The 21848-nt window shown below is 47.8% G+C and carries 23 protein-coding genes; all 23 read right to left on the minus strand.

What is annotated here, in order from left to right; genetic code table 11:
- Positions 1 to 57: 57 nt before the first annotated feature.
- Entirely contained in the window at positions 58 to 489 is a 432-nt protein-coding gene (fabZ, locus tag AC3RCI_RS26745) for a 3-hydroxyacyl-ACP dehydratase FabZ (RefSeq protein ID WP_095291326.1), read from the minus strand.
- A 482-nt stretch (positions 490 to 971) separates the two neighbouring features.
- Positions 972 to 1199: a DNA-directed RNA polymerase subunit beta gene (locus tag AC3RCI_RS26750; RefSeq protein ID WP_095291325.1), complete on the minus strand. Its 228-nt coding sequence runs from the start codon at positions 1197 to 1199 to the stop codon at positions 972 to 974.
- An 11-nt stretch (positions 1200 to 1210) separates the two neighbouring features.
- Positions 1211 to 2050, minus strand: a complete 840-nt coding sequence (locus AC3RCI_RS26755; protein ID WP_492527004.1) for a flagellar hook-basal body protein — start codon at positions 2048 to 2050, stop codon at positions 1211 to 1213.
- Between the two features lie 30 nt (positions 2051 to 2080).
- Positions 2081 to 2965, minus strand: a complete 885-nt coding sequence (locus AC3RCI_RS26760; protein ID WP_127537237.1) for a flagellar hook-basal body protein — start codon at positions 2963 to 2965, stop codon at positions 2081 to 2083.
- A 102-nt stretch (positions 2966 to 3067) separates the two neighbouring features.
- Positions 3068 to 4066: a rod shape-determining protein gene (locus AC3RCI_RS26765; protein WP_095291319.1), complete on the minus strand. Its 999-nt coding sequence runs from the start codon at positions 4064 to 4066 to the stop codon at positions 3068 to 3070.
- A 219-nt stretch (positions 4067 to 4285) separates the two neighbouring features.
- Entirely contained in the window at positions 4286 to 4573 is a 288-nt protein-coding gene (gene spoIIID / locus AC3RCI_RS26770) for a sporulation transcriptional regulator SpoIIID (RefSeq protein WP_024632710.1), read from the minus strand.
- A 170-nt stretch (positions 4574 to 4743) separates the two neighbouring features.
- Positions 4744 to 5478, minus strand: a complete 735-nt coding sequence (locus tag AC3RCI_RS26775; protein WP_095291317.1) for a M23 family metallopeptidase — start codon at positions 5476 to 5478, stop codon at positions 4744 to 4746.
- A 928-nt stretch (positions 5479 to 6406) separates the two neighbouring features.
- Positions 6407 to 7753, minus strand: a complete 1347-nt coding sequence (gene spoIID / locus AC3RCI_RS26780) for a stage II sporulation protein D (protein WP_492527005.1) — start codon at positions 7751 to 7753, stop codon at positions 6407 to 6409.
- Between the two features lie 398 nt (positions 7754 to 8151).
- A complete protein-coding gene (gene murA / locus AC3RCI_RS26785) occupies positions 8152 to 9498 on the minus strand; it encodes a UDP-N-acetylglucosamine 1-carboxyvinyltransferase (RefSeq protein WP_095359959.1) in 1347 nt (448 codons plus the stop codon).
- A gap of 517 nt (positions 9499 to 10015) precedes the next feature.
- Entirely contained in the window at positions 10016 to 10273 is a 258-nt protein-coding gene (locus tag AC3RCI_RS26790) for a DUF1146 family protein (protein WP_095291312.1), read from the minus strand.
- Between the two features lie 603 nt (positions 10274 to 10876).
- The gene (locus tag AC3RCI_RS26795; protein WP_492527006.1) at positions 10877 to 11281 is read right to left on the minus strand and encodes a F0F1 ATP synthase subunit epsilon; all 405 of its coding nucleotides are present in this window, start codon (positions 11279 to 11281) and stop codon (positions 10877 to 10879) included.
- Positions 11282 to 11344: 63 nt separating this feature from the next.
- Positions 11345 to 12748, minus strand: coding sequence for a F0F1 ATP synthase subunit beta (atpD, locus tag AC3RCI_RS26800; RefSeq protein ID WP_127537240.1), 1404 nt, complete (start codon positions 12746 to 12748; stop codon positions 11345 to 11347).
- 95 nt (positions 12749 to 12843) lie between these two features.
- Positions 12844 to 13716 (minus strand): ATP synthase F1 subunit gamma, encoded by an 873-nt coding sequence (atpG, locus tag AC3RCI_RS26805; RefSeq protein WP_153980164.1) that lies wholly within the window; start codon positions 13714 to 13716, stop codon positions 12844 to 12846.
- Positions 13717 to 13846: 130 nt separating this feature from the next.
- A complete protein-coding gene (gene atpA / locus AC3RCI_RS26810) occupies positions 13847 to 15361 on the minus strand; it encodes a F0F1 ATP synthase subunit alpha (RefSeq protein WP_153980165.1) in 1515 nt (504 codons plus the stop codon).
- A 16-nt stretch (positions 15362 to 15377) separates the two neighbouring features.
- Positions 15378 to 15926, minus strand: a complete 549-nt coding sequence (locus AC3RCI_RS26815; RefSeq protein WP_095291227.1) for a F0F1 ATP synthase subunit delta — start codon at positions 15924 to 15926, stop codon at positions 15378 to 15380.
- Positions 15923 to 16411, minus strand: coding sequence for a F0F1 ATP synthase subunit B (atpF, locus tag AC3RCI_RS26820; protein WP_095291225.1), 489 nt, complete (start codon positions 16409 to 16411; stop codon positions 15923 to 15925). Before atpF ends, AC3RCI_RS26815 begins: the two co-directional genes overlap by 4 nt.
- Positions 16412 to 16525: 114 nt before the next feature.
- Positions 16526 to 16750: a F0F1 ATP synthase subunit C gene (gene atpE, locus AC3RCI_RS26825; RefSeq protein WP_090922866.1), complete on the minus strand. Its 225-nt coding sequence runs from the start codon at positions 16748 to 16750 to the stop codon at positions 16526 to 16528.
- A gap of 79 nt (positions 16751 to 16829) precedes the next feature.
- The gene (atpB, locus tag AC3RCI_RS26830) at positions 16830 to 17648 is read right to left on the minus strand and encodes a F0F1 ATP synthase subunit A (RefSeq protein WP_127537241.1); all 819 of its coding nucleotides are present in this window, start codon (positions 17646 to 17648) and stop codon (positions 16830 to 16832) included.
- Between the two features lie 45 nt (positions 17649 to 17693).
- Complete coding sequence (locus AC3RCI_RS26835; protein ID WP_153980167.1) at positions 17694 to 18071, minus strand: ATP synthase subunit I; 378 nt, start codon at positions 18069 to 18071, stop codon at positions 17694 to 17696.
- A complete protein-coding gene (locus AC3RCI_RS26840; protein ID WP_153980168.1) occupies positions 18064 to 18318 on the minus strand; it encodes an AtpZ/AtpI family protein in 255 nt (84 codons plus the stop codon). Before AC3RCI_RS26840 ends, AC3RCI_RS26835 begins: the two co-directional genes overlap by 8 nt.
- Positions 18319 to 18506: 188 nt before the next feature.
- Positions 18507 to 19664 carry a non-hydrolyzing UDP-N-acetylglucosamine 2-epimerase gene (gene wecB, locus AC3RCI_RS26845; RefSeq protein ID WP_095359964.1) on the minus strand — a complete coding sequence of 386 codons (1158 nt, stop codon included), beginning with the start codon at positions 19662 to 19664 and terminating at the stop codon, positions 18507 to 18509.
- Positions 19665 to 19702: 38 nt separating this feature from the next.
- Entirely contained in the window at positions 19703 to 20332 is a 630-nt protein-coding gene (gene upp / locus AC3RCI_RS26850) for a uracil phosphoribosyltransferase (RefSeq protein ID WP_127537245.1), read from the minus strand.
- Positions 20333 to 20562: 230 nt separating this feature from the next.
- Positions 20563 to 21810 carry a serine hydroxymethyltransferase gene (gene glyA / locus AC3RCI_RS26855; protein WP_095291213.1) on the minus strand — a complete coding sequence of 416 codons (1248 nt, stop codon included), beginning with the start codon at positions 21808 to 21810 and terminating at the stop codon, positions 20563 to 20565.
- Positions 21811 to 21848 lie beyond the last annotated feature (38 nt).

A 21848-nucleotide genomic window follows, 5' to 3' on the forward strand; every position in this document is an offset into this window, starting at 1 on the left:
TTTTGCATTAATCCGTTTTAGACACACTCTGACTGATGCAAATGCTCATGGTTGTAATCAGCTTGGGTCAGACAGGGCAAACATGATTTCGCCTTCAGCGACGACTTTGTCTTCCACACGGGCTGTCGCTTTGCCTTTACCGATCGAACCTTTCAGACGTGTAATTTCCACTTCCAGCATCAACGTATCTCCGGGCACAACTTGTCCACGGAATCGGAAATTATCCAGTCCCGCCAAAAAGCCGATTTTGCCTTTATTACTCTCCACGTTAAGAATCGCCGCTGCGCCTACTTGAGCCAGTGCTTCGGTGATCAACACCCCTGGCATTACCGGATATTCAGGGAAATGACCGATGAAGAACGGTTCGTTAATCGTTACGTTCTTCAGACCAACGGCACGTTTGCCATCCTCCATTTCTACAATCTTGTCCACCAGCAGAAACGGGGGACGGTGCGGGATAATGGCTTGAATCTGTTTGCTATCGAGCACAGTGTAATCTCCTTTCAGGGTCATTTATTATGAGACTCTCCATAATGGACTGACCATGTGCGAGCTTGCGACCGTTACGGTTACGGATCGTTCTTTCGATCGCTGTTGTTTCTCGAATGTGTACTGAACTATTTATTAAATGGTATACATTCGAAAACAAAGGCGAACGCTTCGCTTCTTTAGAATCGATTCCGTTCCCTCCACTAGTTCTCAGCATGAAATGGACAACCCAACTATTATAAAGTCGAGCTCATATAAATGTGGTTATTTTTATTTGGTATGAAAAACGCATATTCAGTTAACACTACTAATATCCTTCATGACTGCAGTAGTGAAGGTTGAGATAAGGGGTCTCTCTTCGCGATGACAATCGTCTTTCGCAGGGGAGGCCTCTTTTGACGTCAAACGTCATCCATCATTATACTGTTTTCAACGCGAAAAAGAAAACTCCTGCCTGCGCAGGAGTTTTCGCTATTTCACGATCATGAAGCGAACACCAGATCATATACATGTTTCCAGGTACTCCACTGGAACACGGAGCCAATATCCTGTTTGCCCAGTACCACATAACCAGCGACCATGCCGCCAGCGAGGGCAAGAACAAGCAAGACCGGGATCAGGAACCATCTGGCAACCCGCCATCCACTCTTTTTCTTCTTCTTGACTTCCTTCTTCTCCGGCTTGCTGTTCTGCTTCTGTGTATCTGTCATCGCATTCACCTTTATGCTCTTATAGTGTTGGCAAGACCTGCCATCGAATCACTTGATGTCAGTGCACGTGCTGCCAGCTGATAGGTCCGCTGTCCTTGCATCAATAGTGCCATCTCCTGTGTCAGATCCACGTTGGATTGCTCCAGATAGCCCGCACGAATCGTAGCTACTGCATCACGTGTAGCCGCATTAGCGCCAAACACATCATCCTCGGTCAAGCCGGCATCCAGACCAAACAGATTATCTGCGTATTGCACAAGGCCTTCCGGACGCTCGATGTCTACAAGCTGCAGCTGGGCTCCAATCGTTGCATTGGCTTCATTCCCGCGACGAATCAATAGGTTACCCTTCTCGTCGAAGGCCACTTTACTATTGTTCGGAGCCGTGATCCGATTACCTTGACGATCCAGCGCGAAGTAGCCTTCCCCATCAACCAGCACCATCATCTGCGGTGCGTTAGGGTTCGGGTTAGGTGTTGGATCAGGGACAAAGTGGAATGCTCCCTGACGTGTCCACATTTTCTGACCATTCGCTTCAACGGCAAACATCGCATTGCCTTCGATTGCCAAATCCGTTGGACTGCCTGTCTCATTCAGTGTCCCCTGAGACATATCCTTCGTCACGCTCGTCAAACGGGCACCAAATCCCAGATTATATCCCATTGGGGTGGAACGTCCATCGAGCTTATACTTGTCCGGTTGCTGCTGCACCCGGGTCAGTACATCCTCGAACGCCGCCTGCTTGCTTTTATAGCCTGCCGTATTCACGTTGGCAATATTATCGGAAATGACATCCAGACGTTGCTGTATCGCGGTCATCGAGACCTTCGCACTAATCATGGAATTATTCATTTAGTAATTCATCCTCTCTATTGCCGCGCGTTATACACGACCTACATCATTGACAGCTTTGTCCAAACTTCGATCATAGAACTGCACAACCTTCTGATTCGCTTCATATGCACGATAAGCGGCATTCATATCCACCGTAGCTTGGGAAGCATCGACGTTCGATCCTTCCAGGTAGCCCTGACGGATCTGCACATTATCTCCCGCAGCCATCATTCGCGCTGTAGCACCTTCCTGGTCATACAGACTAAAATTACCATCACCCTGACGAACCAGTTGGTTAGGCTGATCAATGACGCTGATTCCAAGCGTAACCCCCGTCGGTGCACCCGTGACTGCATCCACTAGACGGCCTTGCTCATCCACTTTAAATTGGTCCACTGAGCCTGTCAACACAACGGGCTGTCCATTATTATCCAGAACCTGAGCTCCCGTTGAGCTTAATAGTTCTCCCGTTCCGGTAACCTGGAAGTGGCCATCACGTGTATATCTTGTATTGCCTTCCGCATCCCGCACCGTAAAATACGCTTGAGGCTGGTAAATCACCGTGCCATCAGCTCGTACAAATTTGCCTGAACCGTCAAAGGCGACAGGTTGTCCCGTCTGCGGATCATTTAAGGACAGATTGGACGAGATGGCAAAATCACTCTTTTGACCACTCTCCATAATCGCTCCCTGCAAATTCATGGACAAGCTCTCTTCCGCGAACACCCCTGTGTTCAGCCTGCCCAGCCGCTTTGTCGGAACATTGGCATCTCCACCGACCAACGTAATGAGCATTTCCGGGAAAGAACGGCTTACGCTGTTCACCTGTTTATATCCCGTCGTGTTCGCATTAACAATGTTTTGAGTCGCTGTGTCATGGCGGCGTTGCTGCGTAATCATTCCCGCGGTAGCGGTGTACAAACCTCTTAGCATGAATTAACCCCTCTCCTCAAGCGCTTGTCCTGCACTGCAGGATCAATGCTTGTCCGTTCTAATGCCGAGCATAGGCGAACCTTTGATACTTATATCGGCAGATCAGAACTTTTTCTTAACCACTTGATCCAAATTATTGAGCATAATGCCTGTCCCTTTTACGACACAATGCATCGGATCCTCTGCAACCCATACCGGTACATGCAGTTCATTGGACAAAAGCTCGTCCAGCCCATTAAGCAAAGCGCCTCCGCCTGTCAGCACGACACCCCGGTCAATAATATCCGCCGACAGCTCTGGTGGCGTCCGCTCCAATACCGATTTTGCTGCAACGATAATGGATTGCACGGAATCCCATAGCGCTTCCTGTACTTCACTTCCCGACACCGTTACCGTAACAGGCAATCCGGATACCATATCCCGTCCGCGAATGTCCATCTCGGTTTGGCGTCCAGCCGGGTTTACGGAACCAATCGCAATTTTCAGATCCTCGGCAGTGCGTTCACCGATCATGAGTTTGTACTTGGCTTTGATAAACTTGATAATCGCTTCGTCGAACTTGTCCCCTGCGACTTTAATAGAAGAGGCGGTGACTACGTCGCCCATAGACAGGACTGCAACGTCAGTCGTTCCGCCGCCGATATCCACGACCATATTGCCGCTCGGCTGAAAAATATCCATTCCTGCACCAATGGCTGCCGCTTTTGGCTCTTCTTCCAAAAATACTTCTTTGGCACCGCTGCGCTCCGCAGCCTCACGGATCGCCTTCTGCTCCACGGAAGTAATATTCGTCGGTGCACAGATCAGAATACGCGGGTGGCTGTACCAGCTTCTCGCCCCCACACGATTAATAAAATGTCTGAGCATCGCTTCCGTAATTTCGAAGTCCGCAATAACGCCGTCACGCAGCGGTCGGATGGCAACAATGTTACCCGGAGTACGCCCCACCATACGACGCGCTTCTTCCCCAACAGCAAGGACCCGCTTCGTATCGCTTTCAATGGTCACGACGGAAGGTTCATCGAGGACGACCCCACTTCCTTTCACGTGAATAAGCACGTTCGCCGTGCCAAGATCAATACCGATATCCTTGCTTAACATAAAAGAGCCCCCAAAGTGATATTATTTGGTCAGCGTATCCTGTGAAAAAAGAGTCCCTTATCACGTCACCGCTCGTTCGACAAAGTGCAACATATATATGTAAAAATCGGGCTGATAAGATGTCATAATTCGATCCTGTACCAGCTTTTAACATATCATACTTCAGGGGAGGGATTCAATCCATGTTTGAGCTTTTTGGCCTACGTCTTTTCGCGATGGTTACGATTTAGCGGAAGCCAGTACTTCACGCTTTTTGCCGCTTGTTTTTTTGTATTTGATTTTGGTCGCTTCGCCGCCCCGCAAGTGGCGGATGGACTTGTGGTACTCCAGGATATGTTTCACCTGGTCAGCAAGATCAGGGTTGATTTCCGGCAGACGCTCCGTCAGGTCCTTATGCACCGTACTCTTTGACACGCCGAACTCTTTGGCAATGGTACGGACCGTATTCCTCGTCTCGACAATGCAGCGACCTATTTTTATGGTCCGTTCCTTGATGTAATCGTGCACGCTCCCGCCTCCCTACTGTGTGGATAGTTTGGTACATTATATGAGGAGCATGCCTATATATTCGCGGTTTAGAGGTGTGACAAGCTTCGGAGGTCCCAATAATTTCTGAAAAGCACAAAAAAAGCAGAGGGGATTTCCCTCTGCCCTTTTCATTCTGCGTTAAAAATCATTTATTTTTCCGGAAGATATCCTTGCGGGTTAACCGGTTGACCGTCTTCGTATACTTCGAAGTGCAGGTGGTTGCCGAGCGTTTTTTCCAGTTCATTTACGCCAGCGGATGCAATTGCATCTCCCTGTTTCACTTCATCATCCTGTTTCACTTTGACGTCAGACAGGCTTTGGTATACGGTTTTGAGGTTATCACTGTGTGTGATTTCCACAACTTGACCCGTCAGCGGATTTTGCTCCACCCGTGTCACTTTACCGCCGAGTGCTGCTTTTACTTCAAATGACTTGTTATCCCCACGCGCCAGGTCTACGCCTGTGTTTGGAATAAACGTATCGTTGTACTGCACCATTGCGGCTTCATGTTCTTCGGTAGAGCCTTCGTTCTCATAGAACGGTTTAACAACAGAGATTTCCGACGGACTTGCTACTGGCCATGCAAAACTTTCCGACTGGGCGACAACTTCCACACTTTCTTCTCCACCAACTGCTGTTTCTTCTGTACCCGATGCTCCCGTTTCTACTACTCCACTAGCAGGATCGGAGTTCAGCGTTTTCTCGCCTGTACCCTGATAGACCCACACTAATGTTAGTATAATGCCTGCTGCTGCGATGTAGGCTGCCGGGAAGACCCAACGTTTGGACATTGCTCTTTTCCACGAAGAGGGCTGGCTGGCCGGTACTCCTTGAGTTGTTTTAGGAGTTTCTTCTTGGACTGTTTTTTTGTTTTGTTCATTCATCTTGATCACCTCAGTAACAAGTGTTACCGGGTGCAACTCTTTTATACACGCGCGACTCTAATTTTTTTCACGGAGGTTTCAGAGACTGCTATATATGTGGATGAGTGGTTAGTGCGTGTGCCGCTTCGGTGCCAGAAAACCTTTCGACCGCTGTTACTCCCGGATTTCTTCTATCACCTTCTTCAAAGGGAGAAATCCAGGAGTAAAGGCAAGCTTATGCTTCCGAAGCAGCTTTCTTTCAGAAAGCTTTTAGCTTCGCTTCTACAGGTCTTTTCTGCGCTCTCCGTTCCGGTGTAACTATGGTTCAGACTGATATAGCCAAGTCTTAAAAGCTCCAGAATGGGTGGTTGGTAGAAAAGCCCGGATTGGCTGCATTGGCCAATCCTTTTATAAAGTGAGTTTATCGGCTGATAGCGATGCGACACGATATAGGACGGATTGGATAAACCGATTTATTGCGCTCTAGGCTCGTTATAGTGAGATGAGAGAATGGTGAGGCCCCGGCACTAATGAGTGTTCCATCTAACCTCGAGATTAGATTAATGGAATACTTCTAACGAACCTGAGTGGTCTTATTAGAGAGAAATTCACAGCTTGGGAATTCTAACGAATTGTTGACACTCTAATTAATCTTTTGGTCAAAGTATATCGGTTTAATTGCGTATATGTCTTGATATAACGTGTCTGAGATTCGTTAAAGTTTCCAATCGAATAATATGGCCCAATAAGGTATCTCAGATTCGTTAGAGTTAATGGTGTATAGGAAGCACAGCCTAACCTTCTCATCTCCGTACACTTGTATTTATTCAATTCATTCAATTCATTCAATTCATTCAATTCATTCGAATTCATTTGGATTAACTCGCATTTATTCGGATATCTCCGGATTACTTCAGATTGATTCACATTTATTCATCCGTCTTGTCTCTTATTTCGAGGCCAGCATCTTCGATGCCTGTCCAAATGAGATACCTGTGTAGTAGTGTTTCAGAATCTGTGTCGCGGTGTGTCCCTCCTGCGCCATGCCATTCGCTCCCCACTGGCTCATTCCCACGCCATGTCCGTAACCGTAGGTCGTAATCTGCACCTCGTCACCCTCTGTCGTCCAGCTGAATTGACTGGATCTCAATCCAAGCAGCTTGCGCACCTCTGGTCCACTGAACGTTGAACCTGCGATCTGCATCTCCTTAATCCGGTGACCTTCTGTTGTAGACAACACTTCCATCCAGGAGCCGCCCTCCTGGGCAGTGACCGGGATAGCAGTGGCACTCAGATTCAGCTTCTGGAGAATTTCGCTGCGCTTCATTGTGACGGTCTCCTTGAATCCCGGAGCTAACTTCTGGTCCCATGGACTTGCTACACTTTTCAAATAGGGTACGACATTTCCCCATACATCCTCAGCGTTCTCCGTATAACCGTTACTTGTAGAAAAAAAGGATGCAGTAATGGCCTTACCCTGATATGTCATCACGGCGTCCCGGCTTTCGCGGATGGCCTGCTGTAACTTCTCCCATTCCTCCGCTTTCCCCAACCGTGTCCACTCCTTCTCCACCTGATCCGGTGGAATAAACACCTGATGACTGACCGTATCCGTTACATCTGCATTACCTGAAGGTACACCGCTGGTATCGTGCGCTGCCAGCCTTCTGACGATAAAGGTCCGCGCGGCAATGGCCTGTGCCTTCAGTGCCTCAAGCCTGAACTCGGCAGGCATCTCCGCAGCAACAACACCCGTCACATACTCCTCAAGCGGAAGACTCATTGTTGTTCCCGTTGCCGACAGATACACTCTTACATTGGGTTCTGGGTATGTCACTGGCACAGCTGGGACTGGGATGGTGTTCGTTACACTGCCTGTTGATGGTGTAACTGGGATCGGCTTCACCGGATCACTTGCCCGGGGCCACACTAATATAGCAGGGATCAGGAGTGCCAGCGCCAAGAGCCCTGATACAGCAGCAGCTGGTTGCCAGCGCCTGGATCCGCTTGACCACCTGCGTCCTCTTCCGAATGTCCTCATCCGGCGTCTCTTTACTCGGCGGAACTGATCCAGTTCTATGACCGGTCCGCGAATTCTCCTTGCCTCACGCTCAGACTGGTCTGATGCTCCTGTTGGGTTTGGATTGAGTGTTCTTTTGGCCTCTGCAGCTGCATTTCTGGTACTCATCGCCGTGGGCTTGTCTTTCTCCATTCCGGTATCCGCAGTCTGCTTGGACTCCTCCATCATTGGACGGGGGACAAGGGGCACTTTAACCTGTATACGAGCTTCTTTCATTTCGACATACCCTCCGTTGTACATAGGCCGTCATAGACCGGTCCTTTTGTTCAAATCCATAGTTTAGGGTATGAGCTGTTTCGATCTGATAGAACCTGATTTGAGAGAAAGAAAGAGCTTCTGCTTCTTTTTAATGTTAGATTAACATTGCTCTGCTATAGTGGATAAACCGCCGCTATACAGCCATTTTTGACATGCCTAACCATGCACCGCATTCTCTATTGATGTTCTTTTATTCAATTGTATATATTCAAAATTTGGACCCACAGTTCTTCCATTAGGACCAGCTATTAATAGAATCAGGTACTGAATCTCGGCTTGCATCTTGTAGCGTTATATGTAAAAAAAGAGCACAAAAAAAGCCAAGCCAGATGGCTTAGCTTTTTGCAATTCATGATTTAAGCCCAAGTCGGTTGTACCTTGAACATCGGCACTTCTTCCTCAGCTTTTTCGGTTGCAGGCTTAGCTGCGTCCAGTTTCGGTTCTTCAACCGAAATACGGTAAATGTCGGCTCCCAGTCCATTCAGCTTTTCAGCCAGGTGAACGTAGCCACGGTCGATGTGATGAACACCGCCGACTTCAGTTGTGCCTTCAGCAACCAGACCCGCAATAATGAGTGCAGCACCCGCACGCAAATCGGTAGCTGTAACTTTGGCACCCTTCAGTTTGGCATTACCTGTAATGATGGACGAACGGCCTTCCACTTTGATCTCCGCATTCATCAACTGGAATTCATCCACATGCATGAAGCGATTCTCAAATACCGTCTCCGTTACGACACTTGTTCCTTCTGATGCCAGCAAGAGCGCCATCATCTGGGACTGCATGTCAGTAGGGAATCCAGGGTATGGTAATGTTTTCACATCTACTGCCTTGAGTGGACGGTCCGCAATAACACGTACCCCATTCTCATCTGGCAGGATGGTCACTCCCATCTCTTCCATCTTCGCAATAACCGAACCCAAATGATCGGAGATTGCACCTTCGATGTAGACGTCGCCACCAGAGATAGCAGCAGCAGCCATGTAGGTACCCGCTTCTACCCGGTCAGGAATCACGGTGTGCTTCACTCCAGTGAGTTTCTCCACACCTTCGATGCGAATAACTCCTGTACCCGCTCCACGAACTTTGGCACCCATTCCGTTAAGGAAGTTGGCCAGATCCACAATCTCAGGTTCTTTTGCTGCATTCTCCAGCACGGTAACACCGTCAGCCAGCGTTGCAGCCATCATAATATTTTGAGTAGCTCCGACAGAGGCTACATCCAGATAAATTTTTGCACCACGCAACCGTCCTTGGCTGCGAGCTTCGATATAGCCTTGGCCCAAGCTGATCTCGGCACCCATGGCTTCAAAACCTTTCAAATGCTGATCAATTGGCCGTGTTCCGATGGCACATCCACCAGGAAGCGAAATTCTTGTATGACCCATACGCGTCAATAAAGGCCCCATGACCAGAAAAGACGCCCGCATTTTACTTACCCATTCATACGGGGCTTCGCAGGAAGTAAGTTTTTCCGCATTCACGGTAATCACTTCGTCCCGGTATGTAACACCCGCTCCCAGCGATTCCAACACTTTGTTAATCGTCATCACATCGTCTAGAGGAGGCGCGTCAATAATAACGCTTTGTCCTTCTTCCCCTAGTAGAGAGGCAGCGATGATCGGAAGAACAGAATTTTTAGCGCCGCTAACTTTGACACTTCCGGTCAACCTTTTGCCACCGCGGACGATAAATTTGCTCATCATGGTTCCCTCCGCGCTTTTATTCCCTTTTCTTCATTCCGGAATACGTAAGCCCTCTGTGTTAGAAAGGACTGTTGCTGTGTGTGGAATTTCGACATTACCCGGCAAAAAACGCCTGATGTCTGTTCAGAAAAGAATTGGTTTATAATCCAAAATTGATGATAACACTTGCCGTGCTGATTGCCTGCAAACTTGTAATTAAGGCTTACAGGTCAGCAAAACATCAGGACAGACGGATTGGGATGATTATTAGCCGGTAAACTACCGGGGATCCCGTTTATAACCTAAGGTTAAAGTGAACAATAGTTAATTCCCTAACTTCCATCATAACATTTTTGAATTGTACGATACAAGCATTTTTACATAAAACATCTCAATTCAACCAATTACATGTCACACATTTTTCTTAATTGTTAACAGGTTGGTCATACTCTAATTGTTGACACAATCAATCGATGTTATTCGACAATCAGGCTGCATGAAGAACCTAACAGATGATTAACCAACCATCTCAACATTAAAACAAATGACGCAACATTTGGGTCCACGATAAATAATCAATAACGAACCCGGATACGGCATGACCCAGAATAATGGCAAGCAGCAAATGCAGCAATCTTCCTTGAGCACCCTTCGGCTGTCTGATAATCAGATCAAGCTTCAGGTTTTGCAGCGCCCACCATGCGAGTGCTATACACAATAGCGAAACGACAATCGAAACTAACCCATTTGTGCTTAATGACTGGTTCAACTGATTCGTCAGATCAATATCCATATATTCATTACCTCCACATTTGTTGCAGCAACCAGCGTAATTTTGCTTGTCATCCTTAATTTAAAAGTCATAAGAATGGTTTGTTCCAGCAGAACACAACTGATTCACCGCTGAAGTACCCCATATGGAGATCCTTCGTGTTGCCCATTCATCGAGCAGCACAATCTGGCTGAGAATGATCATGGAATTCATCTTCGCAGCTGCAATCTCTGCTGACTCTATGGAATATAGGCTCTTTCATCATACATTGTCAATTACATTGATTTCCACTTTGAAAATATTTTAATTTTAAACCATCGGGATTTTGTGACTAAAACGACATAAAAGAGCGCTATTTCGATATCGATCTTGTCATTTCCTCGGAAATAATTTGGTTTGATGTGGCCAAAAATGGGTCTATTAGTGGTAACTATCACCACTACTATAGTCCTATACTATATTCAATATCACACCAACGGTGATCATTGTTTACAAAAATTAACGAAGAATCTACATAAAATCATCCAGTAAATCACGATTACTTCACATAAATATGGAAGTCATTTCTGCAAAACACAGCAAAAAAAGCCCGGCAGACCAAGCCGCCGGGCTTCCTTTAATCGTTTATTTGCCGTATACATTGATCCGGTTAACCGCTTTTTGCAGAGCAATCTCTGCCCGGCGGTGATCAAAGTGGTCCTGGTTGCTTTGGCTGCTGAGACGGCGTTCTGCCCGTTCCTTCGCTGCACGCGCACGATCCACATCGATATCTTCCGGGAATTCGGCACTTTCTGCGAGAACAACAACCTTATCTTTGCGGACTTCGATAAAGCCGCCGCCAATAGCGACCTGCTTGTTCTCTTTTCCGTTTTTGATAATTATCGGTGCAATCTGCAACGGAGTAACCATAGGGATATGACCTGGCAAGATCCCCAGTTCCCCTTCAACACCACGAGCGATGATGCTATCTGCTTGCGCCGAATAGACCAAACGCTCAGGCGTTACGATTTCCAACAAAAAGGTGCTCAATTCCATCCCTCCTGAAACTATCCGAAGGATAGCTCGCTTCATAAGGACAATCCTGGATTCAGATTATACCAGTGTTTTAGCTTTCTCCACTGCCTCTTCAATCGTACCCACGAAGAGGAATGCTGCTTCCGGCAGATCGTCATGCTTGCCTTCGAGAATCTCTTTAAAGCTGCGCACTGTTTCTTTAACCGGAACGTATTTACCCGGAATACCGTTAAATGCTTCAGCAACGTGGAAAGGCTGGGACAAGAAACGTTGGATTTTACGAGCACGGTAAACGAGCGCTCTGTCTTCTTCACTCAGCTCGTCCATACCCAGGATCGCAATGATATCCTGCAGCTCATTATAACGCGCCAAGATGCGTTTAACGCCTTGAGCTACGCTATAGTGTTCTTCGCCTACAACTTCTGGTGCCAAGATCCGGGAGCTGGATGCAAGTGGATCTACCGCAGGGTAGATACCCATCTCGGAAATTTTACGCTCCAGGTTCGTTGTTGCATCCAAGTGAGCAAACGTTGTTGCAGGAGCCGGATCCGTATAGTCATCCGCAGGTACGTAGATCGCCTGGATAGATGTAACCGATCCTTTCTTCGTGGAAGTGATACGCTCTTGCAATTGACCCATTTCTGTTGCCAGCGTAGGCTGGTAACCTACCGCGGAAGGCATACGTCCGAGCAAGGCAGATACTTCTGAACCTGCTTGGGTGAAACGGAAGATGTTATCGATAAAGAGCAACACGTCACGGCCTTCTTCATCACGGAAATATTCCGCCATCGTCAGACCTGTGAGGGCTACACGAAGACGTGCGCCTGGAGGCTCGTTCATTTGTCCGAAGACCATTGCGGTTTTGTTGATAACGCCGGAATCACTCATCTCGTGATACAAGTCGTTACCTTCACGTGTACGCTCACCAACACCGGCGAATACGGAGATACCACCGTGCTCTTGCGCAATGTTGTTGATCAATTCTTGGATTGTAACGGTTTTACCTACACCGGCACCACCGAACAAACCGATTTTACCACCTTTGGCGTAAGGAGCCAGCAAGTCGATAACTTTGATACCTGTCTCCAGCATTTCTGCTTGAGTCGTCAGTTCATCGAATGCAGGAGCAGAGCGGTGAATCGGATTTTTATGTTCAGCAGCAACAGTACCACCAGTATCAATTGCTTCGCCGAGTACGTTAAATACACGACCCAGTGTCGCTTCCCCAACAGGTACAGAGATTGGAGCTCCTGTATCTACTGCTTCCATACCACGTACGAGACCGTCCGTGGAGGACATCGCGATACAACGTACCCGGTTGTCACCCAGATGTTTCGAAGCTTCGAGTGTAAGACTTACACTTACGCCGCTTTCGGTTACTGTAGTGATCGTAATGGCATTGAGGATTTCCGGCAGACCGCCGCGTTCAAACTCGACGTCAACAACCGGACCCATGATGCTCACAACGCGTCCTTTGTTCATCTTAACGTTCCCCTCCTACAAGCCTGCTACTTTGACAAAAATAAAGTTCCGTTCGTTTATCTTTGCAGTGCAAGCCTTCATTAAATAAATAACGGTTAGCCTTGTGCTGCGTTGGCACCTGCCACAATTTCCGTAATCTCCTGCGTGATCGCTGCTTGACGGGCACGGTTGTAAGTCAATGACAAATCATTAATGAGTTTGGATGCATTTTTGGTTGCATTACCCATCGCCGTCATTTTCGCGCCGAGCTCACTCGCCTTACCGTTCAGAAGAGCACCGTAGATCAATGTCTCCGCATAACGCGGAAGCAGAACCTCCAGTACAGCCTCAGCTGACGGTTCGTACTCGTAGCTTGCAGTTGGTCCATTCGCAGCAGATACCTCAGGTGTATCCATAGGAAGAAGACGTTCTACCGTAGGAATCTGGGTCAACGCATTTACAAAGCGGTTATAACAAATGTACAATTCATCAAATTCAGCCAGTTCAAATCCACGAACAGCTTCGTGTGCAATGGATTTGATATCTGCAAATGAAGGCGAATCCGACAGATCCGTTGTCGTGGAAGCCATCGCAATTTCACGCCGTCTGAAGTAATCGCGTCCCTTACGTCCGATTACGAACAACTCATAATCATTCTGGGAGTTATGGCGTTCCTTCAGTGTCTGATTAACCTGACGCAGAATATTCGCATTGTATCCACCTGCAAGTCCGCGGTCTGATGTAATGATTAGATAAGCTGTCTTTTTGACCGGACGGCTCTCTAGCATCGGATGCTGGATGCCTTGTGTGCTGGATGCAATACTAGCCACAACTTCTTTCAGTTTCTCCGAATAAGGACGGGCTGCCTCAGCTTTTTCCTGCGCTTTACGCAGTTTTGCAGCTGCAACCATCTCCATTGCTTTGGTGATCTGCTTGGTGCTCTGTACGCTTTTAATTTGCCGCTTAATTTCGCGCATGCCTTTTGCCATGATTTCACCACCTTCAAGTTTTGACATAGTCAAAACTACTTCGTAAGCATTATCTTACTTTGAAAGCATCAAAGTTTTACATGCAGACATGCGGAATCGGTTAAACAACTCCGCAGCTGCAATCATCTATTTAGACAGAGACAGCGAAGCTCTTTCTGAACTTCTCGATTGCACCTTTCAGTGCATTTTCGTTGTCTGCAGTCAATTCTTTAGTATCACGGATGGACCCGAGAATTTCCGGATGGTTGCTCTCCATGAACGCAAGGAACTCACGCTCAAAGCGAGTAACGTCACCTGTTGGAATTTCATCCAGGAATCCTTTAACCGCTGTATACAAGCTCACAACCTGCTGTTCAACAGGCAGAGGCTGGTTTACACCCTGCTTCAGGATTTCCATCATGCGGGCACCACGATTCAGGCGGGCCTGAGTCGCTTTGTCCAGATCGGAGCCGAACTGGGAGAACGCTTGAAGCTCACGATATTGAGCGAGGTCGAGACGCAGGGAACCTGCAACCTTTTTCATCGCTTTGATCTGAGCAGAACCACCGACACGGGATACGGAAATACCTACGTTGATCGCCGGGCGTTGTCCAGCATTGAACAAGTCGGCTTCAAGGAAGATTTGTCCGTCTGTGATCGAGATTACGTTCGTTGGAATGTAGGCGGATACGTCGGAAGCCTGTGTTTCAATGAATGGCAGAGCGGTTAAAGAACCACCACCAAGTTCATCATTCAGCTTCGCTGCACGCTCCAGCAAACGGGAGTGCAGGTAGAATACGTCACCCGGATATGCCTCACGGCCCGGAGGTCGACGAAGCAGCAAGGAGAGCTCACGGTAAGCTGCGGCTTGTTTAGTCAAGTCATCATAGATAACGAGAACGTGCTCGCCTTTGTACATGAAGTACTCACCCATTGAACAACCGGAGTAAGGCGCAATGTACAAGAGCGGGGATGGATCAGATGCTGCTGCAGTTACGACGATCGTGTACTCCATTGCGCCTTTACGACGAAGAGTTTCCACAACTTGAGCAACCGTAGATTGCTTCTGACCGATAGCAACGTAGATACACTTCATGCCGCTGCCTTTTTGGTTCAGGATGGCATCGATCGCGATCGATGTTTTACCTGTTTGACGGTCACCGATGATCAACTCACGTTGTCCGCGGCCAATTGGAACCATAGCGTCAATCGCTTTGATACCAGTTTGCATTGGCTCATGAACCGATTTACGATCCATAACGCCTGGTGCTTTACCTTCAACCGGACGGAATTCCGTAGTAGCGATTGGCCCTTTGCCATCTACAGGAATACCGAGCGGGTTCACAACGCGTCCAATCAATGCTTCGCCAACAGGCACTTGCATGATTTGACCTGTACGTTTTACTTGGTCGCCTTCACGGATGTCAGAGTAAGGTCCCAGGATAACGACACCGACATTGCTCTCTTCCACGTTCATGGCGAGGCCCATAACACCGCTTGGGAATTCAACCAACTCGTTGGACATGACATTCTCAAGTCCGTATACACGGGCGATACCGTCACCAACCTCAATAACCGTCCCGACTTCGACTACATCGATATCGTTCTTGTATTGTTCGATCTGGCTCTTAATTAATGTACTGATTTCTTCTGGTTTGATACTCAAGTGTCCTCACCCCAATCTACTGTACTCGTCTGTTAAAAGACTGCTCAAGACGTTCGAGCTTGCCAGCCAAGCTGCCGTCATAGATCGTATCGCCAATGGCGACTTTCAATCCGCCCAGCAGAGTCGAATCGACAATGTTCTCGATACGGATCTTTTTATTCACACGGCCTCCGAATTCACGGGCTACCGCTTCTTTTTCTTCATCATTCAATGCATAAGTCGAGTAAACGCGAGCATCGGCAATGCCGAGCGAGTCGCCCTCGATCTTCAGATAATCACTCAAAAGAGCTTCCAGCAGTTCAACACGGCCACGCTCAATAAGGAGCAGAACCGTGCGCAGAACAGGTTCGGACACTTTGCCTTCAAGGCTCGCATGAAGCACGTTCCGCTTGGCTTCATCAGAGATGTTAGGAGATACGATGAACTTGATGATCTCGGCATCCCCAGTCAATCCGCTGACAACCGCACGCAGTTCCTGTTCAACTTCAAGTACCTGCTGCTGCTGGAGAGCGACTTCGAACAATGCTTTCGCATAACGCTTGGCAACTATCGTATCGCGGCTCATTGTCGGCCCCCTACCTCATTGAGGTATTGGTTCACAAGCTCTTCTTGTGCTGGACCGTTCTCAACTTCTTTTTTGATCAATTTGGAAGCAATCTGAACGGAAGCTGTACCCAGTTCGCTGCGAAGCGCTGCAACTGCTTTGTTCTTCTCACTTTCAATTTCACGTACCGCATCGTCTTTCAGACGATTAGCTTCAGCTTTTGCGTCAGCCAGAATTGACTCAGCCTGTTTGCCGCCCGTTTGTTTGGACTGTTCAATGATGTCGTGAGCTTCCTTGCGCGCTTGCTCCAGAGCTTGTTTTTGTTCCTCCACATAGGCAATGGCCTGTTCCCGAGTCTGAGCAGCCTCATTCATCTGCGTCAGCACGAGTTCGCGACGTTTTTCCATGATGGAGAACAAAGGACCGAAAGCATAACGGCTAAGCAGCCAATATAAAATTGCAAATGCGATAATCGCAAGAAGCGTATTTTCCCATACGAAACTCAATCTGTTCACTCCTTCCTGGAGGTATCCTTGAAACGTTCATCCGCATGAACGGACATTACCTAAAAAGAAGGCGCGGATGGCTATGGCCTTCCCCGCCAAACCTTATCAATTTAATTAAGCCGCACCGTAGAACATGAACGCGAGTACCACACCGATGATCGGCAATACCTCGATCAGACCTACCCCGATAAACATGGTTGTTTGAAGAGTGGATTTCGCTTCTGGTTGACGCGCGATTCCTTCTACTGTCTTGCTGATTACCATACCGTTACCGATACCTGCGCCAAACGCGCCCAGTCCTGCAACAATTGCTGCTGCGATTAATGCCATTGCTCCCATTTGTATATCCTCCTTAAAATTATAAATCGAATTTTTTTATTGTTCAGCCTGGTGAAGAAATCTTCGTCGGGCTTGGAACTTAATGTTCGTCGTGCGTCTCGATGCTCTGTGAAATGTACACCATCATCAAGATTACAAAAACAAATGCCTGGATCGCGCCGATAAAGATACTAAAGCCTTGCCACACCATCAGCAACGGAATGGCAGCTATTGCGCCAAACACTTTAAACGTAGTTAGCTTCAGGATCGTTGCGATCAGTACCTCACCCGCGAAGATATTCGCGAATAGACGCATACCGTGTGTCAGCAGCTTGGATGCCGTTTCAATCAAGTTGATGGGCAAGAACAAGGCGAATGGCTGAAGGTAGTGCTTGAGATAACCTCTCGTGTTGCGGAACAATCCGAGTCCATGAGATACCATGAACGCAACAAGTGCTAGTCCCATCGTTACCGACAAGTCAGCGGTAGGTGATTTCCACCAAGCCAGCTCAACGTGTGGATGTGCTTCAGGATCCTTGGCATGCGCTTCTTCAAACGCATCGACCGCTGTAACGATCGGCTGATTGAACACCTGTGCCTGACTAACCTCTGTAACTTCCGTAACTGCCTGGAATGGAAGCCCCAGCATGTTACCGACAAAGATGAACATAATCATGGAAAGCGCGAGAGAGATAAAATGTTTCCCTTTCTTCATATCCATCGTGCTGGAAATCAGATTGCGGACGAATTCGACTGCCCACTCCATAAAATTTTGCAGCTTGCCGGGGTTCTCAACGGACAATCTCCGTGTAGCCAGGACAGCAAAAATAAAAACGAGGGCACCTGTAACGACCAACATTAACACAACCGATAGATCCAGTCGAAATCCGCCAAGCATAATAATTGGAGCTTCATGCATATTTTTCTCACCCCTTTCTCGACTTGAAAGCTGCAGCACCTAACTTCATTCTGCTCTGCGGGAATAGACGATCCCTATAATCAGTAAGGAAAATTGCGCAATGACCAGACCGCCTGCAACCGCATATGTATTGAAATACTGCGGAAAGCGCATCGATATGTATATACCGAGCACAGCGAGTGCCGCTCTTGTCAAAAATCCCAGGTTCACACGCTTCAAGTTACCTTCTGCCGCATCATCAGACATTTTCCTTACTTTGTAGCCCAGGTAAAATGCATTGATCCAGCTAATTCCTGTACCCAGGGCCAGTCCCAAAGCAATTGTCTCCACACGTGGCATAAAGGCCGCTGCGAGAAAACAAATCATAAGAAAGTACATGATGGAAACAGTCATCCATCTGCGGTATCTGGTTAGTTCACTCATCACTTTCCCCCATGAATTTTTTCGCGATAAAGTAGATGCTCACGCCACCTGCCGCCAGAAAAAAGAGAACGCTTACGGCGATCCATATTCCGTTACCTCCAATGGTCTTGTCCAACCAGGAGCCAGCGTAATATCCGGCAACAGCGAGAACGGCAATCTCGATCCCAAAAGCTGTCACGAGCCCCATCGCTTTCCATACATTGTTGTCATGGTTACGGGATGAATTTGGTTTGTTCGAATCGGCCATTTTCCACGCCACCCTTGCAATCCCAGTTAATTTTACTGAATGATGAGAGCCTTTGTCAATTGATTGATTTTAGCGTTTTAAAGGGTAAAACGACGGGTTTACAGGCCCCCGGGAGCCCATAAACCCGCGTAAACCGTACAGTTTAACTGTATGCTGTACCCTTTATGATTCAGTCAGAAAAAAACGAATTATTTTTTGAATTTTCTGTGAAATGATTCCGGACGCTCACTATTTACGCCAAAATGGTGCAAAATCGCATTGACAATTCTTTCCGATGCATGTCCATCACCGTATGGATTGGCAGCTTGACTCATGCTCGCATACAGCGTTTCATCTGTAAGCAGAGCTTTGGTCCGTTCATAAACACGTTCCTCATCCGTACCCACCAGTTCCAACGTTCCAGCCTCGATGCCTTCAGGGCGCTCCGTTGTATCCCGCAGAACCAGCACGGGCACACCAAACGAAGGCGCTTCTTCCTGCAAACCGCCTGAATCGGTCAAAATCAAGTGAGTATGCGGATAAAAGTTATGCAAATCCACCACGTCTAGTGGATCAATTAATTGAATACGGGGGTGATTCCCCAAAATCGCGTGAGCCGGCTCCTTCACAGCAGGACTTGGATGCACCGGGTACACGATGGCAATATCTTCGAACTCGTCGGCAATCCGTTTGACGGCCTGGAAAATGTTGCGGTGAGGCTCGCCTTGGGATTCACGGCGGTGAGCTGTCATCAGCACAAGACGTTTGCCCTGTGCCCATTCAAGTACCGGATGTGTGTAATCCTGCCGTACTGTATATTGAAACACATCTGTTACCGTGTTGCCTGTGACATAGGTACTAGACTCCGGTTTATTTTCTTTGGCAAGGTTGGAGAACGACCAATCTGTCGGTGCAAAATGCAAGTCTGCAAGTACGCCGGTCAACTGGCGGTTCATTTCCTCCGGATACGGAGACAGCTTGTTCCACGTACGAAGGCCTGCTTCCACATGGCCCACCTGAATCTGCTGCAGAAACGCTGCATAGCTGGCTACAAACGTAGTCAGCGTATCCCCGTGAACAAGCACGATATCAGGTTTTGCTTCGCGCAGTACAGGCTCCAGGCCACCAAGCACACGAATCGTGATTTCATTCAGCGTTTGGCGATCTTTCATCACGTCCAGATCATAGTCCGGTTGAATGTTAAACACTTCTAGAACCTGATCCAGCATTTGACGATGTTGTGCGGTCACACAGACGATGGATTCGATAGATTCGGGATGTTTCTGAAGTTCCAAAATAAGCGGAGCCATCTTGATGGCTTCCGGACGAACTCCGAATATCGTCATGACTTTAATTTTCTTGGACATTCAAGCAAAGCCCCTTTTCTATTCAGCATGCAGCATGCTTATTTAGTGCCGTACAGTCGGTCTCCTGCATCTCCCAGTCCTGGGACGATATAACCGTGATCATCCAGACGATCATCCAGTGCAGCCACGTAGATGTCCACATCCGGGTGCGCGTCCTGAACTGCTTTTACACCTTCAGGTGCTGCCACAAGGTTCATCATTTTGATTTGGGTGCAGCCGCGTTTTTTGAGCACGTCAATTGCAGCAATGGCAGATCCGCCAGTTGCCAGCATTGGGTCGATGACAATCAACTCACGCTCCGTAACATCCGTAGGAAGCTTCGTGTAGTATTCAACAGGTTGCAGTGTTTCCGGGTCACGGAACAAACCAACATGTCCTACTTTTGCCGCAGGAAGCAGTTTAACAACGCCATCCAGCATTCCCAGACCTGCACGCAGGATTGGTACCAGACCAAGCATACGTCCAGAGATGACTTTTCCTTGTGTTTCAGCTACAGGTGTTTGCACATCAATAGATTCGAGCGGAATCTCTCTTGTAATCTCGTACGCCATCAGCGTGGCCACTTCATCCACCAATTCGCGGAAATCTTTCGTATTCGTACGCATGTCGCGTATAAACGTCAGTTTGTGTTGAATCAAGGGGTGATCACATATTACTAATTTTCCCATCTAATTTGTCCCTCCGGTAAGTTCTTCATGTACAGCATTACCAATAATGCCTAATTATCATTCATAGGCCCGATAAATCCTGTATATTATATCATCACCTACACCGAATTACACCATCAAAGGACATGTAATCATTACAGAAAACCGAATACTATAAAAATAGGACCGGAAACTTGGCATGTTCCGGTCCTTTTTGCTCTAGTTGTACAATAATTCCATGTGTAGATGGACTAGTATTTCAGATCTGTGTACAGCGGGAATTGGTCTGTCAAAGCCGTCACTTCCGCACGAGCTTCATCCAGTTTCGCTGTATCTTTAGGATTTTTCAAGGTTTTGGCAATGATTTTACCAATAGCAACCATGGCTTCCTCGTTCATGCCACGGGAAGTAGCTGCCGGAGTACCAATACGAATGCCGCTCGTTACAAACGGGCTGGTCGGATCAAATGGAATTGCATTTTTGTTCACGGTAATACCGATGGAATCGAGGACATGCTCAGCTTCCTTACCTGTGATGTTCACGCTGCGAGTGTCGATCAGCATCAAGTGGTTGTCTGTACCGCCGGATACAATGTTCAATCCTTCGGCAATCAGTGTTTCAGCCAAAACCTGAGCGTTTTTCACTACGTTTTGTGCATAAGTTTTGAACGAAGGCTGCAGGGCCTCACCCAGTGCTACCGCTTTGGAAGCAATAACGTGCATCAAAGGTCCACCTTGGGAACCTGGGAATACCGCTTTATCAATTGCAGCTGCCCAGGATTTGCGGCACAGGATCATACCGCCACGAGGTCCGCGCAGCGTTTTGTGTGTTGTCGTTGTTACGAAATGGGCATGAGGAACCGGGCTCGGATGCAATCCGGCAGCAACCAGTCCTGCAATGTGGGCCATGTCCACCATGAACAATGCACCTACATCGTTTGCGATAGAAGCGAGTTTTTCAAAATCAATCGTACGCGGGTATGCACTTGCGCCTGCAACAATCAGACGAGGACGGTGCTTGAACGCTGCTTTGCGCACTTCATCGTAATCGATCAGGAAAGTATCTTCCTGTACGCCATAGGCCACGAAATTGTAGAGCAAACCAGATGCATTCACTGGGCTACCGTGAGTCAAGTGTCCACCATGAGCAAGGTTCATGCCCAGCACCGTGTCACCAGGTTTCAACGCTGCAAGATATACTGCCATATTCGCTTGTGCTCCCGAGTGAGGCTGTACGTTTACGTGCTCAGCGCCAAACAGTTCCTTCGCGCGGTCACGTGCGATATCTTCCACAACATCCACATGCTCGCAGCCACCATAATAACGTTTGCCTGGGTATCCTTCAGCGTACTTGTTTGTCAGTACAGATCCAAGTGCCTCAATTACCGCTTCACTTACGATGTTCTCGGATGCAATCAGCTCAATGTTGTTCTGTTGGCGTTTCAACTCCAAATTCATCGCTTCAAGTACTGCAGGGTCATTCTTACGCAATTGTTCCATGTTTAAATTCCTCCCAGTATATTAGTGAAGTTATAAAG

The sequence above is a fragment of the Paenibacillus sp. MT124 genome (assembly GCF_058792755.1).

Bases quoted from the DNA above. Each gene is read 5' to 3' on its own strand.
- AC3RCI_RS26750 (WP_095291325.1), bottom strand. From the start codon at position 1,199: ATGACAGATACACAGAAGCAGAACAGCAAGCCGGAGAAGAAGGAAGTC.
- AC3RCI_RS26755 (WP_492527004.1), bottom strand. From the start codon at position 2,050: ATGAATAATTCCATGATTAGTGCGAAGGTCTCGATGACCGCGATACAG.
- AC3RCI_RS26760 (WP_127537237.1), bottom strand. From the start codon at position 2,965: ATGCTAAGAGGTTTGTACACCGCTACCGCGGGAATGATTACGCAGCAA.
- AC3RCI_RS26765 (WP_095291319.1), bottom strand. From the start codon at position 4,066: ATGTTAAGCAAGGATATCGGTATTGATCTTGGCACGGCGAACGTGCTT.
- AC3RCI_RS26775 (WP_095291317.1), bottom strand. From the start codon at position 5,478: ATGAATGAACAAAACAAAAAAACAGTCCAAGAAGAAACTCCTAAAACA.
- spoIID (WP_492527005.1), bottom strand. From the start codon at position 7,753: ATGAAAGAAGCTCGTATACAGGTTAAAGTGCCCCTTGTCCCCCGTCCA.
- murA (WP_095359959.1), bottom strand. From the start codon at position 9,498: ATGAGCAAATTTATCGTCCGCGGTGGCAAAAGGTTGACCGGAAGTGTC.
- AC3RCI_RS26790 (WP_095291312.1), bottom strand. From the start codon at position 10,273: ATGGATATTGATCTGACGAATCAGTTGAACCAGTCATTAAGCACAAAT.
- atpD (WP_127537240.1), bottom strand. From the start codon at position 12,748: ATGAACAAAGGACGCGTTGTGAGCATCATGGGTCCGGTTGTTGACGTC.
- atpG (WP_153980164.1), bottom strand. From the start codon at position 13,716: ATGGCAAAAGGCATGCGCGAAATTAAGCGGCAAATTAAAAGCGTACAG.
- AC3RCI_RS26815 (WP_095291227.1), bottom strand. From the start codon at position 15,926: ATGAGCCGCGATACGATAGTTGCCAAGCGTTATGCGAAAGCATTGTTC.
- atpE (WP_090922866.1), bottom strand. From the start codon at position 16,750: ATGGGAGCAATGGCATTAATCGCAGCAGCAATTGTTGCAGGACTGGGC.
- atpB (WP_127537241.1), bottom strand. From the start codon at position 17,648: ATGCATGAAGCTCCAATTATTATGCTTGGCGGATTTCGACTGGATCTA.
- AC3RCI_RS26835 (WP_153980167.1), bottom strand. From the start codon at position 18,071: ATGAGTGAACTAACCAGATACCGCAGATGGATGACTGTTTCCATCATG.
- AC3RCI_RS26840 (WP_153980168.1), bottom strand. From the start codon at position 18,318: ATGGCCGATTCGAACAAACCAAATTCATCCCGTAACCATGACAACAAT.
- wecB (WP_095359964.1), bottom strand. From the start codon at position 19,664: ATGTCCAAGAAAATTAAAGTCATGACGATATTCGGAGTTCGTCCGGAA.
- upp (WP_127537245.1), bottom strand. From the start codon at position 20,332: ATGGGAAAATTAGTAATATGTGATCACCCCTTGATTCAACACAAACTG.
- glyA (WP_095291213.1), bottom strand. From the start codon at position 21,810: ATGGAACAATTGCGTAAGAATGACCCTGCAGTACTTGAAGCGATGAAT.